Below are 13748 nucleotides of genomic sequence, written 5' to 3'. Positions count from 1 at the left end.
AGGGGTTTACGTCAGCGGGACGTTACGTGTCTCGCGCAGAAAAAACAGCGGGATCGTCGATATCGTGCAGCAGGCGATCACAAGGTAGGCAGGCGCGAGCGGATCGCCCGTCACGCGGATCAACCAAGTCGCGGTGAACTGCGCGAAGCCGCCGAAGATCGCCGCGCCGATGGCCTGCGCGATACCCATGCCGCTCGCCCGCACCCTGGCGGGAAAATTCTCCGTCACCAGCGTGTAGTTGCCCACCGCGCACATGGCAGCGAGGATGGCCAGGCCACCGAGCATCAGCGCGAGCGCCCACATCGGCAACTGCTGGTTAAGCGCATGGAAACACGGTATCGCCACCGCTATCGACAGAATGCGCGAGCCCCACGCCAGGGGCTTTCGGCCAACCCTGTCGCTCAATATGCCGAGTAGGGGGCTGGCCACGAAGGTCACGATGCCGCTCGCGATCACCGCCGCCAAAGCGAGATGCGCCGGCATGTGCAACTGCACGATGGCGTAGGTCGGCAAATAGATAATGAAGATGTACGAAGTGATCTGCGAGCCGGCCTGGATCAACGTGGACATCACGGACAGTTGCCGGTAGCTGGACGCCAGCTCGGTGAGTGCGCTTTCCGGGTGCCGCAGCGCGTCCGGCGCCATCTCGCGAGCGTAGGTTTCCTTGAGTTGCCGCCGGATATACATGCCCATCGGCGCAATCAGCATGCCGACGACAAACGGCAAGCGCCATCCCCACGATGCCAGCGCCGCCTTGTCCAGCGTTTGCGTCAATGTGAACGAGATCAGCGCAGCCGCCAGGACCGCCAGGCCCTGGCTCGCCATTTGCCAACTGATGTAAAAGCCGCGCTGATGGTTCGGGGCAGCTTCCGCCAGCATCGAGGTAGACGCGCCGACCTCACCGCCAGTGGAGAACCCCTGCAGGATCCGGCCCATGACAATCAGCGCTGGCGCGAACACGCCGATCTGCGCATAGCTGGGCGTGAAAGCGATGATCGCAGTGCCCAGTGCCATCAGTGCCAAGGTCAGCAACATCGCCGCTTTGCGTCCACGGCGATCGGCATACGCTCCCAGCACGATGCTGCCCAACGGACGAAACAGGAAACCAACACCAAACGTCGCCAGCGACGCCAGCATCGAGCCGACGTCGTTGCCGACCGGAAAGAACGCCCGGCCGATCTGGGCTGCAAAAAAGCTGTAGATCAGGAAATCATAGAATTCGAGTGCGTTGCCGATCGTGGTGGCCGCGATGATGCGCCGCCTCGATAGCGGCGACGAATCCGGGACATGAGCGATACCGCTGACGCCGAGCGCGTTATCCAACATAAGTCTCCTCCTGGTCGATGATGGCAAATGATGGCGAGACACGGACCGGCGAGAGCCACGCCGTCACATGTGCGCTTGCATGCCCGGTAGCCGCAGGAATGCAGCAGCGCTCCCGGTTTTGTTTTGGTGGTTGAGTATCGGATTGCATTAATCGCATGTCTAATGCATTATTAATGTTTGTTTAATGCATTGAATGCATCATGAACCTTAAGCATCTCCAGCACGTCGTTGCCCTTGCCGAGACGCTGAATTTCCACCGGGCGGCCGAACGTGTTCACTTGAGCCAGCCAGCGTTCAGCCGCAGCATTGCCGCGTTCGAGCAGACGTGCGGCTTGCGCATTTTCGATCGCAATGGCGGCTCGGTCGAACTCACCTCGGTCGGCAAGCAGGTGGTGCAGCGCGCTCGGCGTCTGCTGCTGGATGCGCGCAGCCTGTCTCACGACCTCAAATTGCTGCGGGACGCTGAGTTGGGTGAAGTGATCTTCGGTGCCGGGCCATTTTCCGCTGCCGCGATCGTCGCGCCCGTGCTGCGCGCGTTCCATAACCGCTACCCGAAGATCGCCATCCGCGTGGAGGTCAACAACTGGCTCCAATTGCTGAGGATGTTGCAAGAAGAACAAATCGATTTCTTCATCGCCGATACCCGGGCGCTGCCGCCCGATGAGCATATCGATGTCACGTCGCTCGGCGCTCTGCCAATCGGTTTCTTTTGCTGCCGCCAGCACCCGCTGCTGCAGCCGCCCGGTAGACGGCGCCGCCCGATGGTGTCGACGGACGCGCTGTTGGCCTATCCGCTGGCATCGGTGCGCATCCCCCCTATCGCCAGGCATGAGCTTGCCGCAGCGCTTGGACTGCCGGACGGGAGCGTCCTGCCGGTGCAAGTCGAATGCGACGACATCACGCTGCTCAAGCAATTGATCCCTGGTACAGATATCGTGTTGACCTGCGCTGATCGACTGGTGCGCGACGAGGTCGCCAAAGGCACGCTGGTACGCTTGCCGATTCCCAACCTGACCCCAGTCTACGGCGATTGGGGCATCGTCAAGCTGGCAGGACGCACACTGTCCCCCTCCGGCCAGATCGTTGCAGACGCGCTGCAGGCCACGATGGCAGAAGAGAAGACCGTCGGGCACCCCCGTGCCTTGGCCACTCCGTCAGCTTGACGCGGATCATGACGCCAAGGCAGGTTCGCTGATCGCGGTGGCGGCCCACTTCGCTCTATCAGGAGCTAAGACATGTCAAGGGTCTTCCGCCGGTCTTCGCGCTTGCAGACTTTCACGAGCCGCAGTCAATGACCTGGAGCCACCCGCCCGTCTATGTAAAGCGCTCCCGTCTTGCATGTTCGCGCTGAAGCAACGGCGCGTACTCGTGCAATTCGCGTGGCGCGATGTCGAAGGCGCGACGAAATGCACGCGTAAAGCTCGACGCATCATTGAAACCCAACCCCGCAGCAATGTCCTGTACCTCCATCTGCGGAAAACGCACCAGTTCATCGGCCGCCATTCGCAGCCTGCGGCTGCGGATATACGCGGCCAAGCCGCCTTCATGTTCGAATAGACGATACACGGTGGCGCGCGAGAGATGCAGCGATGCCAGCACGCTGTCAGGCGACAAATCCGGATCGTGCAGATGGGCCTCGACATACCGCCGCACCTGTCCATAGACTGCTGCACGTACCGCCGCGCGGCCGCCGCCGGAAAGACCCGCTTGACGGCTGAAAGCCGCGACGAGTAACTCTACTGCGGTGAGAAAGGATTGACGCACTTTCTCCTTGGCCAGCCCGACGATTTGTCGATTTAGCGCCACCAGATGCTCAATCAGCAGACGTGTCAAAGGAGTGGTGGCGTGAACCCAGCGGCCATGCAGCGAGGCGGCGTCAGGGAACGAGCTTTCCACCAGAGCCCTCGGCACGAAAATGAGCAGTATCCGACTATGAAAACTCCGGATTGTGCACGGCTGATCCATGTCCAGCGCGAGGATACTTGGCACTTGCGGTATGTGCGGCGCGTCGAGCCGTGGCTTGCCGCCCAGGAACTGCCCCGGTGGTCCTTCAAGGAACACGCTGAAGCTGATGTCGCGAATGCTCTCGGTCGAAACTCGTCCCAACGATCGCACGGCCAGGTTCGGCCCGGTGCGGAAGTCGAAGACGCTCAGATTGTCGATCGTGTAACGAGACAGCGACGCATCGAACGTATCCTCAGCTTGCTTTGAGGAAGGCCGTATGTCGTAGACAGGACTCATACGCTCCTGCCAGGCCAGGAAGCTTTGACGGGCGTCGCCTTGAACGCGGAAATTGCTGTGCACGATGCCGGGCGCAAGCGTTGGCAGCTCCGGCGGCAACAACAAGCGGCTTAGCGGTATGGCAGCGTGTAACGGGTCGTCGTTCAATGCAGTGCTCATTGCTGATTTTTGTCCAGTTTTGATCCGCACCGTGCGGCTGAACTTTATGTTGAGCCACTAGCCCGCTCGTCAAGAGCCGTTCGCGCAGTCCGCGATAAGCGTTTCGACGTACGCTGACTTTTGCGCGCCGGTGTTCGCATCAGCGGATATGACGTGCCAATGCTTCCTCGACCACCGTTCGATCTGCGCCCCGGTCGCCTAGCTGAACTCGAATGCGTGCGTTGATTTCCGCTGTGGCTATACCGAGCGTTTCGCCGGCATGCACGATTGCAGCGTAAGCGTCGAGTACATCGATACGCGTAATATCGTAACCGTAGCCTGCCGCCATCCAGTGCAGCGCGCTCAGCCCGCATGACATCGCGAAGTCAGCTTGGCCATCGCCGAAGTCTCTCGCTGCGCGCGTGAGCGTTCGCGGATCGGTGGGACTTTGCCTTGCAAGCGACGCAGCCAACTCCAAAAGACCCGCGTCCTTGGCCGCTGCAAACCATTTGCCTTCCGAGCCAGGATCGCTGGCTACAAGGTCGAGCAGGACATCGCATGGCTGCTTGTGCGGGTACTTTTTAACGATGGCGCGAAACGTCGCCAGATGGGTGCTTCCCTCGTTGGCGATGATTGCGTAACGGGCGTAAGCCTCATCAATCATTCCTGATTCGAGGAGGATCGTCTCACAGGCTTTCGCGACCGCGCCAAGTGGGCCATTGGATTCCTCTGAAGCTTGTGCATAGCGCAGTGCTTCGGCTGGCAGGCCTTGCGCCATCAATGCATCGACTCCCCAGCGACGGTAGTGCCACCAGTTGAAGCGCGCGCTGTCCACCAGCCTGATCAATTCATCGTAGCGTTGAGCGCCGTAGAGCGCGCTCAGGCAAGCAGTCGTGCCGGTAAAGAACTCGCCGTGGCCATCAGGTCCTAACACGCGTGTGGTGGCGCCCAAAAGCCGCTCTGCCCAAGCCGAGGCGATTGACGGTGTCACGCATAACTGGCCCCAAAAGTCACCTAAGTACTCGATGTACGGCATCCGGTCCTCTTGTAGCGCATCGAATAGCCGCTCAAGCCACGCTTGGCGTACGGATTCTGTCACGGCTGGTGCGGCGATGATCGGCACGAGTACGTCGATGGCGCGATTCACCGCGCTTCCCAGTGCGCCGGAGGAGCTATCGACTTGCTCCAGCGCGGGCGAGAGCTTTTCGAGAAGCAGAACAGCGCCGTCGGCCGCAAGAATAGGGTCCGTGCGCACCGTGCGCTTGATTTCTGTTACCGCTTCCTTCAGACGCTGAATCGGCAGCGCAGAGCGCCAACCGAATGCCTGACGTCGAAAGTGGGAGGCGAATGCCCACTTGTGGGAGCTACTTCCGGCCATTTGAGTTTTCAATCAGCGAGTGCGCATGTAGGACGAATAAAGCGAAGCGTGCACGCCCTGAAGCTTCTTGCGGTAATCCAAAACTTCGTAGTGGCGACCTTGTCGCTCAAGGCTAAGCAATTCAAGCAGCAGTCGCATCGCGCGCTCCGGGCTCGTCTGCGTTGACGGCTGCGCCGCGATCAGCAGCCGCGAGAGAGCGGGTTTCTCGATCAAGACCCAGGCGGGGAACCAGGCGATATCCGTGATATCGCCGGCGCCTTCAAAGCTCGCGTAGAACTTCTTGAGCAATGAATCCAACGATTTATCGCCCATTCGATGGACAAGCCCGGCACAGCGCTCCGGCGCGAGCCATGCGAGTTCCGCCAGGAGAGGCCATGTGTCCTCCAGTGCGTCGAGACGGTAGGAGGCTTCGGCCATCCATGCTAGCGGAGCTGGAATGCGACGCCATGATTCGATAGTAAGGACCGCGTCGCGCGCAGCCGACCAACCGCCTGCTCGCAGCCACAGCGCTGCGGCATGGGTGTCGATGGAATCGGCTCGGAAGGGTAGGGAAGTCGCACGCTGCGCCAGTTCCTGCCATAGGGGTAGAAGCCATGGGGTCCCCGCGTGCTCGCCCCACACGCGCAGGGCGGCCGGGGTGGTTTTTTCAACGAGAGCACTGCGTGCTTCAGCCGCGACTTGATGATTGGAGAACGCGATAGTTGACCGCTGATCGAGGGCGCCAGCCAGCACGGTCAGTTGGGGAACGACGTCGTCATCGGGATACTCGTGACTCAGCCGCCGAAGGGTCTGCTGTGTCTCACGCGCGTCGTAGCTTTGCAGCGCGCTCAGGACATCGTTGCGCAGCATCACATCGCGGCTGTCAGCAAAAATATCGAGTTGCATGCTTGGAATCGGGAGGCGGCAGCTGTTCAGGTTGAAACCAATTATGCCACCGACACCTATCGTCCGGGATCGACTGGACGGGGGGACGCCGGCTGTCACACATGAGCGTAATCAAGCCGGAGATGATCTGCCTGAAAAGGCAGCAGGTCGTACGCTTGCGTTTTGCAGTGGTGCATCTGTCCGGAACACCGCGACCACGTCGCGCATTTTTGTGGCCTGCTCATCCATTGACGCGGCCGCCGCGGCCGCTTGCTCGACGAGTGCCGCATTTTGCTGCGTAACCTCGTCCATCTGCGTTACGGCGTTGTTGACCTGCTCGATACCTTTCGCTTGTTCTCCGGAAGCGGCCGCAATCTCGCCAATCAGGCCGGTCACACGATTGACCGCTGAGAGCATCTCCTCCATCCGTTCACCCGCCTCATCTGCCTGTATGCCGCCTTCCTTCACTCTGGACGCCGACTCACTGATCAGCGTCTTGATCTCCTTGGCTGCGCTCGCCGAACGCTGTGCCAAAGAGCGAACCTCGCTGGCGACAACCGCGAAGCCCCGCCCCCCCTTCACCGGTGCGTGCTGCTTCCACGGCAGCATTCAAGGCGAGGATGTTTGTTTGGAAAGCAATACCTTCGATCACGCTGATGATTTCGGCCATCTGTGTTGCGCTTTCGTTAATCCGGCTCATCGTGGTCGCGACGCGTCGTACCACGCCCCAGCCCCCGGAATGGCGCGCTCTCCTACTTTAACCAATCCAATGAGCCTATTGGCACCAGAGCCCTTAAACGCACCATGGGAAACCCCCGAAACGTCAGAAATCTTGCAGATCGCCGGTCATACGCCATCGTAGGATGTGGTCAATCCGAATGGATGAGGGTTTCACTGACTGAGAGCACAGCACAGTGACTGCGCATATCCATTCATTCACTCGCATATCCACACAGGCGAAAATCAACATGACGTCCCCGCAAACGCAAGCTGCGCCCGACTTTGATATGGCTACGGGCCTCTCCGAAGAACTCAAGGCGCGATACCAGCATGTCTCTCGCCCACCTGAGTTCGATTCTCCGGCGCAGGCGCGTTTGCACGGCAAGCAGCGCCTCGCGGCCGCGTTCCGGCTGTTCTCGAAGTTCGGCTTCGACGAAGGTGCGGCGGGACACATCACGATGCGCGACCCGGAGTTCAGCGACACTTTCTGGGTCAATCCGTTCGGTGTGCATTTCAGTCAGGTGAGCGTGTCCAACCTGATCCGCTGCGACCATCATGGCAATGTCGTGGAGGGAGACCTCCCGGTGAACGCAGCGGCCTTTGCGATCCATTCGCGCGTGCACCATGCCCGACCCGACGCGATGGCAGCCGCGCATTCGCACAGTATCTACGGCAGGACGTGGTCGACGCTGGGCCGCCCGCTGGACCCGATCACGCAGGATATCTGCGCCTTCTACAACGACCATGCCGTCTACGATGAATTCGGCGGCGTGGCAGTGGAGCTGGACGAAGGCCAGCGCATAGCCAATGCGCTGGGTTCGAACAAGGCGGCGATTCTGCAGAACCACGGTTTGCTGACAGTGGGTAAGACTGTGGACGAGGCCGCATGGTGGTTCATCACCATGGAGCGTTCATGCCACGTGCAATTGATGGCGGAAGCCGCGGCGGCACGCACCGGCGCACCGCTGAAAACGATTTCCGATGCCGCCGCGCGCCAGTCGCATTCGATTGTCGGCTCCGCGCAGGCGGGCTGGTTCCAGTTCCAACTGCTTTACTCCCGCATCGTCAAGGAACAACCGGACCTGCTGGACTGAGCCCGCGGCCAGGCCCATCTGCAAGCGCTCGCTGAAGTTGCCATCGAGCGCGACGAATTCCATGGCGAGCAGGAACGAGCGGATCAAGCCGCGCCAATCTTGCCGCAAAGTCTGATTGTGCCGGCGCCCCCGGAAGAGGGGCGACTCGAGGAGACAGCGAATGACCAAACTCAACTACCCGATGAAAGACGTACGGGTACTCCATCTCGGCAACTCCTGGGCCGGCCGGGTCGCTGCGATGCTTCTTGCCGACCAAGGGGCGGAAGTGATCGAAATTGAGCCGCCGAATCGACCGGCCTCCGTGGAAGATGCACTGCTGGGTCGCGGCAAAACCGGCATAACGCTCGACCTTAAATCCGACTCGGGTCGACGCGCCGCCCTCGCGCTCGCCCAGGACGCGGACATCATGATCGAAAACCTCGGCCCCGGCCGAAGCGCGAGTTTCGGCGTTGACTATCCTGCAATCGAGGCACTCAATCCCGCAGCCGTCTACATCTCGCTGCCCGCATTCGCATCAAAGAGCGCGGAGAGCGACATACCCGGCTGGGAAGGCGTGATCAACGCTGCCTGCGGCGTGTACACCGACATCCATCTTGCCGGACCGTTGCTCGGCGGTGCACCGCGCTTTACGTCCATTCCGCTGGCTTCGGCATACGGCGGCGTGCACGGGGCGATTGCCGCAAGCATGGGCTATCTCCATCGACTGCGCAGCGGTATCGGGCAGTACATTGAAGTCCCGCTGGCGGACGCGGTGATGTCCGCGATGGCGCTGCTGGCGATCAACATCGAAAACCAACCCGTGCGATTCGACCTCCCGCCAGTTGAAAAGGCGATGCGCGATGTCGCTTTCCCGATTCTGCGGGATCTTTCGACGCACCTCACGGCCGAACATCGCGCCGCGCTGGACCGCTACCTCTCCGACTTCGCATGGCCGTTGTTCGCGACGTATAGCTGCTCGGATGGCACGCAGATCTTCATCAATGCGGTGGAACATGTCCAGCAGTCCCGCGTGCTGCTCCAGGCACTCGGGTTGCTCGATCGCATGATAGGCGAAGGACTTGTGCTTGGCAGTCCGTTCGACGAGAGCGGTGCTGATAACAACGTCAATCTGGCGACGCTGAGCGTCAGTTGGCGGAGGAAGTTGCGCAGCGCGATCGAAGAACGTATCTCCACTCGACCCGCAGCCGAATGGGAAACGCTCCTGGCATGCGCCGGTGTACCTGTCTCTATCGTTCGGACAACCAAAGAATGGCTCCAGCTTCCTTCTGCACTCGAAGGCGGCAACGTTACGTCACTGGTTGACCCGATCCTTGGCGAGACTCGTCAAGCCGGTCGTTTCTTAACCTTGCTTGGCGCGAATGGTAAAACGGTTTCGCCGGAATTGCGCCCGTACCGCCATATTGACGACCCGCTAGCGGCGCGTTGGTCCGGCAAACGTGTCGTACCCAAAGCAGTCGACGCCGGGCGTAAGGCCGTGCTGGAGGGTATCCGCGTGCTGGATATCTCCAATACGATTGCCGGCCCCGCGGCCGCACGGGTATTGGCTGAATTCGGAGCTGACGTCATTCGCATTGATCCGCCTGCGCCGATTGCCGGTCCTCGCCACACCATGTGGTTCGGCATGGAAGTCAACCAGGGCAAGCGGGCCATCATCGTCGACCTGAAGACCGAAGAAGGCCGCGAGTCGCTGCGCCGGATCGTCAAGCAATCAGACGTCGTCATCCAAAATTTTCTCGACGAGTCGAGCGATAGGCTGGGGATTTCATTCGCCCAGATCTCAGCCGCCAATCCTTGCGCGATTGCGTGCCAGATAACCGCATGGCGCGGCCCCTTGGGTGGTCCCCGCAAGAACGACCCCGGCTACGATCCAGTCGTCCAGTTTGGCGTCGGCATCGCTTCCCGCTACGGCACCACCGAACAACCGGTCCTGCACGGCTTGGCATCGTGTATCGACTACATAACCGGCTTCCTGTCTGCTCTGGGCATTGCTCAGTCGTTGATAGCAAAGGAACTGGGCCGCGGAAGCGCACATGTAGAGACGTCCCTGAGCATGGGCGGCCAGCTTGTGCAGTTCCCGTATGTCGTCGATAGCGTGAATCGGCTGAACGAGCCGGAAGTTTCGAGGACTACCGGCTATGGTCCGGCTCAGTCCGTTTATCGAGCAGCCGACGGCTGGATTTACCTCGGGGGTCGGGAGGCGTCTATTGAGGCGATTGCCGACGCGCTGCAGGCCGACACCACGAGTCATGACGCAATCGCAGCCAGAATTCGTCAACTTACCATGAGGGAAGTCTCTGAGGCAGTCGCTTGTGTTCCCCATACCGCGGCGGTCGCGGTTCGACGGCTGGACGAACTTCGCGCGGATTATGAGCTGGAAGGAATCCAAAAGAGTCCCGATGCAGCGGACACGCGCTCTATCGTGATGCAGCACTTTAACCATCCGAGTGGTTACACCGTCTCACTTCTTTTGCCTACGTGGTATCGGACTGCTCGTACTCCCATTTCGCAACTCCGGTCGGCGCCGCTTCCCGGTTCCGACACAACAGGGGTTCTCCGGGATCTCGGTTTTGGCCCCGAGGAAATCGCAGAGTTAAAGGAACGAGGCATCACTAGAGACGGGTGGTCTGTACTGCGTCACTATCTCCCGCTCTGACTCCTGTGGTTCGCGTGCAGTTCGAAGAATTTTTGGCGAGGATAGGGAATACACCCGAATTCCCCACCTTGCTCTGCGATTGTCGGTACGCATAGAATGAATCGTTCTTCTCTATCAGCGGCCGATCCCGATAATGTCATTCATGACGGACACGTCCGAAGAAATGCGGACAAACGAGTGGTTCTGCTCGTTGCCGCCGGCCGAACAGCAGGCGCTTATCGAGCGAAGCAAATTGTTGACGCTACAACCTGGCGAATATCTGTTCCGCCGGGGCGATACGCCGACCGGCTTCTGTGGCCTCAAGAACGGCAGACTGAAGGCCTTCACGCTGCGCGAAGACGGCAAGGAAGCCATTCTGTCCGTGATCGAAGCCGGCAACTGGTTTGGGCAGGCATCTATGACCGCCCGCCAGCCACGCGCGCGTGATGTCATGGCAATCGAGCGATCGACCGTTCTCATAGTCCCGCCATTCGCCTTTGACGAACTCATGCGAAGTGTAACGTTTGTCCGGGCCATCGCCGAATTGCAGTCCATCCACATGAATTGGCTCTACCGCATGGTCGAAGATGCCACCCTTCACTCGACGCGCGCACGCGTTGCCCGCCGCCTGCTGCTGCTCGCGTCGGGCGACGTAACCACCTGGCCGCAGAGTCGCCAGAACGTCAGCGTCTCGCAAGAGACCCTGGCCATGATGCTCGGTATCACGCGCCAAACGCTCTCGCTTGAGCTGAAGGCAATGGCTGAAAAGGGAGCGATCGCTCTCCGGTATGGTCGCATCGAAATATGTTCGAAGGACATCCTCGAATCCTTTCAGGATTGTTCATGATCGGTCCCGCTGGCGCTCTCTGGGCCCCCATCGTCGCGCAGGCAGCCTGGAAACTATGTCGAACCAGCTACTTTGGCCGTCGGTGCGCCGCAGCCGGATCGTCGTTGCAGGACTCTCGAGTTCCACGCCAGTCGTCGCTCGTGACAAGTCTTCCTTCCCCTGCAGGTGTGTTCCACCAAATAACATGCAGGAGAGGCGCGTGTCGCGCGATCTCGATAGCCTGGATGGGATCGCTTTCAACAAAATGAGTACACCCGAGCCGAAGGGCTGCTAGCGCCTTATATGCCGCTACGCAGGATGATGAATCGTCGCAGATATCGGGATTTCGCATCACAAGCGGAAAAGAGCCAAAACCATGAGTCTTCAGCCATGTTTCGGTGCGAATTCGATCCGTCTCTGGTCGGCCGGTAACAACACCTTTGACTTGAGAAATGTCGAATGGCGGCATTGTGATGAAAGGCAGGAGTTCGTCGCGCTCGCGCAAGGCGCACTCGAGGTTGTCATCGTACCGTTCAGGCGGCAGATCAGGCAGAAGGATGCCGTCGAGATCAATACCGATGGCCTGGAACTCGTGATCTTCTCCTATGTCACCGCGACGTCCGGCGTCGGTGCGCGTCCATCTTTCTCGATATCCGTCGGTATAAGCGTGTCTTTCCCAGGGGAAAAGTAGGAAGTATCCGCGACCATCGATTCCATAGTCTGGGTGGATACGACTCAAATCGTCAAACCCGGCGGTTAGAGTCTTAACGATCAACCCACGCGCGCGAAGGAACTCGACGCAATCGACCAGCGTATCGCCCGCACCAGCAAGATCCTCACAAACTAATACCTTAGCGCCGGCGGGTGGTACGGGGAGCGACGAATCCCAAATGACCGCTCTCGTCGCCCGTTCATAGCGCAAAAAAGCTACCGGGATTCCCACGGTATGCGAAACCATCAGGGCGAGGGTGCCTCCTCCACGCAAGACGCCCAAGGCGCATTGGAATCCTTCGCCGGCGAGTGCGGACTGTAAAGAGTGAACCCACTGGTCCAGGCGCTCATATGTAATCGCAAGAAGTGGCTTTTCCATCTGGTTTCCTAATGGCATTGCAATCGAGTCGAGACACGCATCACGTCAGCGTCGCGAAGGTTGCAAAGTAGCTACGGGGCCGTTGGCTCTGCCTCGAGGCCGGATCGATCGCAATACTGGCGTTGGCTCGATTTGAGGCTCGTGCTCCCAAGTGATTGGCTCTTACCCTTCGATCAGAAGTCGTCGCTTTTGGTCGTTCGTTCAAGGACGGGCTAACGACGGTTGCCACTGTCCGGGCGTTGACGAAAAGCATGTATGCGCGAGGCTGCCGGCTATCGTCCTTTTCGTCGTGGGCATAGGGTATGTACCAAATAAAAACGGACTTATCGTCAGTTATTATAGTTTGAAAATGCATAAAGCAATGCAATCACAGCGAAATCAAGGCGAGAAACGGCTATGAAAGAGACGAGGGTTTATCTTCTTGATGGCGGTAGCATGGCCTTGGACCGGTCATACTTGTACCTCAATGCCGGCCTGACAGGCGACGAACGTTTTCCAGTGTACGGGGTGCTCATTGACCATCCTGAGGGGCGGTTCATTTTCGATACCGGGTTTGATTTCGGCCATACCTGCGAAACCGTGCCGTTTACGAAGCCTTCGCAAACGCCTGTTCAGACGATCCCCGGTCAGCTCGACTTGTTGGGGATGCGTCCTTCGGAGATTACTCACGTGATCAATTCCCACTACCACATAGACCATTGCGGCGGGAACAAGCATTGTTCGCACGCGACAACGATATGCCACAAATGCGAACTCGAAGCTTTTCGTTTTCCACAGGAGTCCGAAGAACTTGGGTACTCCGACACGAGCTTTGCGCCACATCTTCGAGATCAGCCGGCTGATGACGAACTGGGGAGTGGTGAACTCGATATTTTCACTCCGCGATTTGAGACGCTGACGGGAGATCAAGAAATTGCGAAGGGTGTCTACCTGTTCGAAACGCTGGGGCATACCGCGGGACACTACAGCCTCATGGTGAAACTGGCACATCGCCGACCAATGCTCTTTACCGCCGACGCGTGTTATTCACAGAAGAATCTTGACATGATGTGCATCCAGGCAGGAAATCGCGATGAGGACCAAACAAGAGCGTCCATGCAGCGTTTGAAGGACCTGGCGGAGCTACATGACGCGGACCTCTTTTTCTCGCACGATGCTGAAAGCTACGCGAACTATCAAAAGGCTCCTTACGCATACATTTAGGTTCAGCGCGGCGAAGGGAATGGTGTTCGGGTGCTTATGATGTTTCCGACGTCAGTAAACATCCTCCAAACCATTCTTTGGCAACTCGGCAGGCGAACGCATCGTTTATCAGCGCGTGACGCATTTGGGAGAGAGTAGAGGTCCTTCTTGCGTACGACTCTTGCGCGGATTCCGGATTCTCGTATCCCACAGCGCGCAAAGGTGCACGCGATTGCCAGTGAAGCGCCGGTACTTTC

At 59.3% G+C, this 13748-nt stretch carries 10 protein-coding genes and 1 pseudogene; 5 read left to right on the top strand and 6 right to left on the bottom strand.

The window, feature by feature from the left end:
* Nucleotides 1-6: 6 nt before the first annotated feature.
* Nucleotides 7-1326 carry an MFS transporter gene (locus tag ACSOSP_RS31065; RefSeq protein WP_455312371.1) on the bottom strand — a complete coding sequence of 440 codons (1320 nt, stop codon included), beginning with the start codon at nucleotides 1324-1326 and terminating at the stop codon, nucleotides 7-9.
* Between the two features lie 200 nt (nucleotides 1327-1526).
* Between ACSOSP_RS31065 and ACSOSP_RS31060 the strand changes: the two genes are divergently transcribed.
* Entirely contained in the window at nucleotides 1527-2489 is a 963-nt protein-coding gene (locus tag ACSOSP_RS31060; RefSeq protein ID WP_455312370.1) for a LysR family transcriptional regulator, read from the top strand.
* A gap of 151 nt (nucleotides 2490-2640) precedes the next feature.
* Here the strand turns inward: ACSOSP_RS31060 and ACSOSP_RS31055 are convergent, their stop codons facing one another.
* The 4 genes and pseudogenes from ACSOSP_RS31055 to ACSOSP_RS31040 form a co-directional block, all read right to left on the bottom strand.
* Entirely contained in the window at nucleotides 2641-3726 is a 1086-nt protein-coding gene (locus tag ACSOSP_RS31055; protein WP_455312368.1) for a helix-turn-helix transcriptional regulator, read from the bottom strand.
* A gap of 139 nt (nucleotides 3727-3865) precedes the next feature.
* Nucleotides 3866-5083 carry a hypothetical protein gene (locus ACSOSP_RS31050; RefSeq protein ID WP_455312366.1) on the bottom strand — a complete coding sequence of 406 codons (1218 nt, stop codon included), beginning with the start codon at nucleotides 5081-5083 and terminating at the stop codon, nucleotides 3866-3868.
* Between the two features lie 12 nt (nucleotides 5084-5095).
* On the bottom strand, nucleotides 5096-5968 hold the full coding sequence (locus tag ACSOSP_RS31045) for a hypothetical protein (RefSeq protein WP_455312364.1): 873 nt from the start codon (nucleotides 5966-5968) through the stop codon (nucleotides 5096-5098).
* 111 nt (nucleotides 5969-6079) lie between these two features.
* Nucleotides 6080-6680: pseudogene (locus ACSOSP_RS31040) on the bottom strand (methyl-accepting chemotaxis protein); the annotation flags it as partial.
* Nucleotides 6681-6915: 235 nt separating this feature from the next.
* On the opposite strand from ACSOSP_RS31040, the gene ACSOSP_RS31035 reads away from it, so the two are divergent.
* From ACSOSP_RS31035 to ACSOSP_RS31025, 3 genes are all read left to right on the top strand, one after another.
* A complete protein-coding gene (locus ACSOSP_RS31035) occupies nucleotides 6916-7761 on the top strand; it encodes a class II aldolase/adducin family protein (protein ID WP_455312363.1) in 846 nt (281 codons plus the stop codon).
* Between the two features lie 160 nt (nucleotides 7762-7921).
* The gene (locus ACSOSP_RS31030) at nucleotides 7922-10414 is read left to right on the top strand and encodes a CoA transferase (RefSeq protein WP_455312362.1); all 2493 of its coding nucleotides are present in this window, start codon (nucleotides 7922-7924) and stop codon (nucleotides 10412-10414) included.
* A gap of 142 nt (nucleotides 10415-10556) precedes the next feature.
* On the top strand, nucleotides 10557-11240 hold the full coding sequence (locus ACSOSP_RS31025) for a Crp/Fnr family transcriptional regulator (RefSeq protein ID WP_455312361.1): 684 nt from the start codon (nucleotides 10557-10559) through the stop codon (nucleotides 11238-11240).
* Between the two features lie 67 nt (nucleotides 11241-11307).
* Here ACSOSP_RS31025 and ACSOSP_RS31020 read toward each other — a convergent pair whose 3' ends face one another.
* Entirely contained in the window at nucleotides 11308-12309 is a 1002-nt protein-coding gene (locus ACSOSP_RS31020; RefSeq protein ID WP_455312360.1) for a phosphoribosyltransferase, read from the bottom strand.
* A 396-nt stretch (nucleotides 12310-12705) separates the two neighbouring features.
* Between ACSOSP_RS31020 and pldA the strand changes: the two genes are divergently transcribed.
* Entirely contained in the window at nucleotides 12706-13512 is an 807-nt protein-coding gene (gene pldA, locus ACSOSP_RS31015; protein ID WP_455312359.1) for a 4-pyridoxolactonase, read from the top strand.
* The last annotated feature ends 236 nt before the right edge of the window (nucleotides 13513-13748 follow it).

The sequence above is a fragment of the Caballeronia sp. KNU42 genome (genome assembly GCF_053760385.1).
This window is presented reverse-complemented; position numbering and strand designations above follow the sequence as displayed.

Excerpts from the sequence above, each read along its gene's own strand:
- ACSOSP_RS31065 (WP_455312371.1), bottom strand. The coding sequence starts at position 1,326 with ATGTTGGATAACGCGCTCGGCGTCAGCGGTATCGCTCATGTCCCGGAT.
- ACSOSP_RS31060 (WP_455312370.1), top strand. The coding sequence starts at position 1,527 with ATGAACCTTAAGCATCTCCAGCACGTCGTTGCCCTTGCCGAGACGCTG.
- ACSOSP_RS31055 (WP_455312368.1), bottom strand. The coding sequence starts at position 3,726 with ATGAGCACTGCATTGAACGACGACCCGTTACACGCTGCCATACCGCTA.
- ACSOSP_RS31050 (WP_455312366.1), bottom strand. The coding sequence starts at position 5,083 with ATGGCCGGAAGTAGCTCCCACAAGTGGGCATTCGCCTCCCACTTTCGA.
- ACSOSP_RS31045 (WP_455312364.1), bottom strand. The coding sequence starts at position 5,968 with ATGCAACTCGATATTTTTGCTGACAGCCGCGATGTGATGCTGCGCAAC.
- ACSOSP_RS31035 (WP_455312363.1), top strand. The coding sequence starts at position 6,916 with ATGACGTCCCCGCAAACGCAAGCTGCGCCCGACTTTGATATGGCTACG.
- ACSOSP_RS31030 (WP_455312362.1), top strand. The coding sequence starts at position 7,922 with ATGACCAAACTCAACTACCCGATGAAAGACGTACGGGTACTCCATCTC.
- ACSOSP_RS31025 (WP_455312361.1), top strand. The coding sequence starts at position 10,557 with ATGACGGACACGTCCGAAGAAATGCGGACAAACGAGTGGTTCTGCTCG.
- ACSOSP_RS31020 (WP_455312360.1), bottom strand. The coding sequence starts at position 12,309 with ATGGAAAAGCCACTTCTTGCGATTACATATGAGCGCCTGGACCAGTGG.
- pldA (WP_455312359.1), top strand. The coding sequence starts at position 12,706 with ATGAAAGAGACGAGGGTTTATCTTCTTGATGGCGGTAGCATGGCCTTG.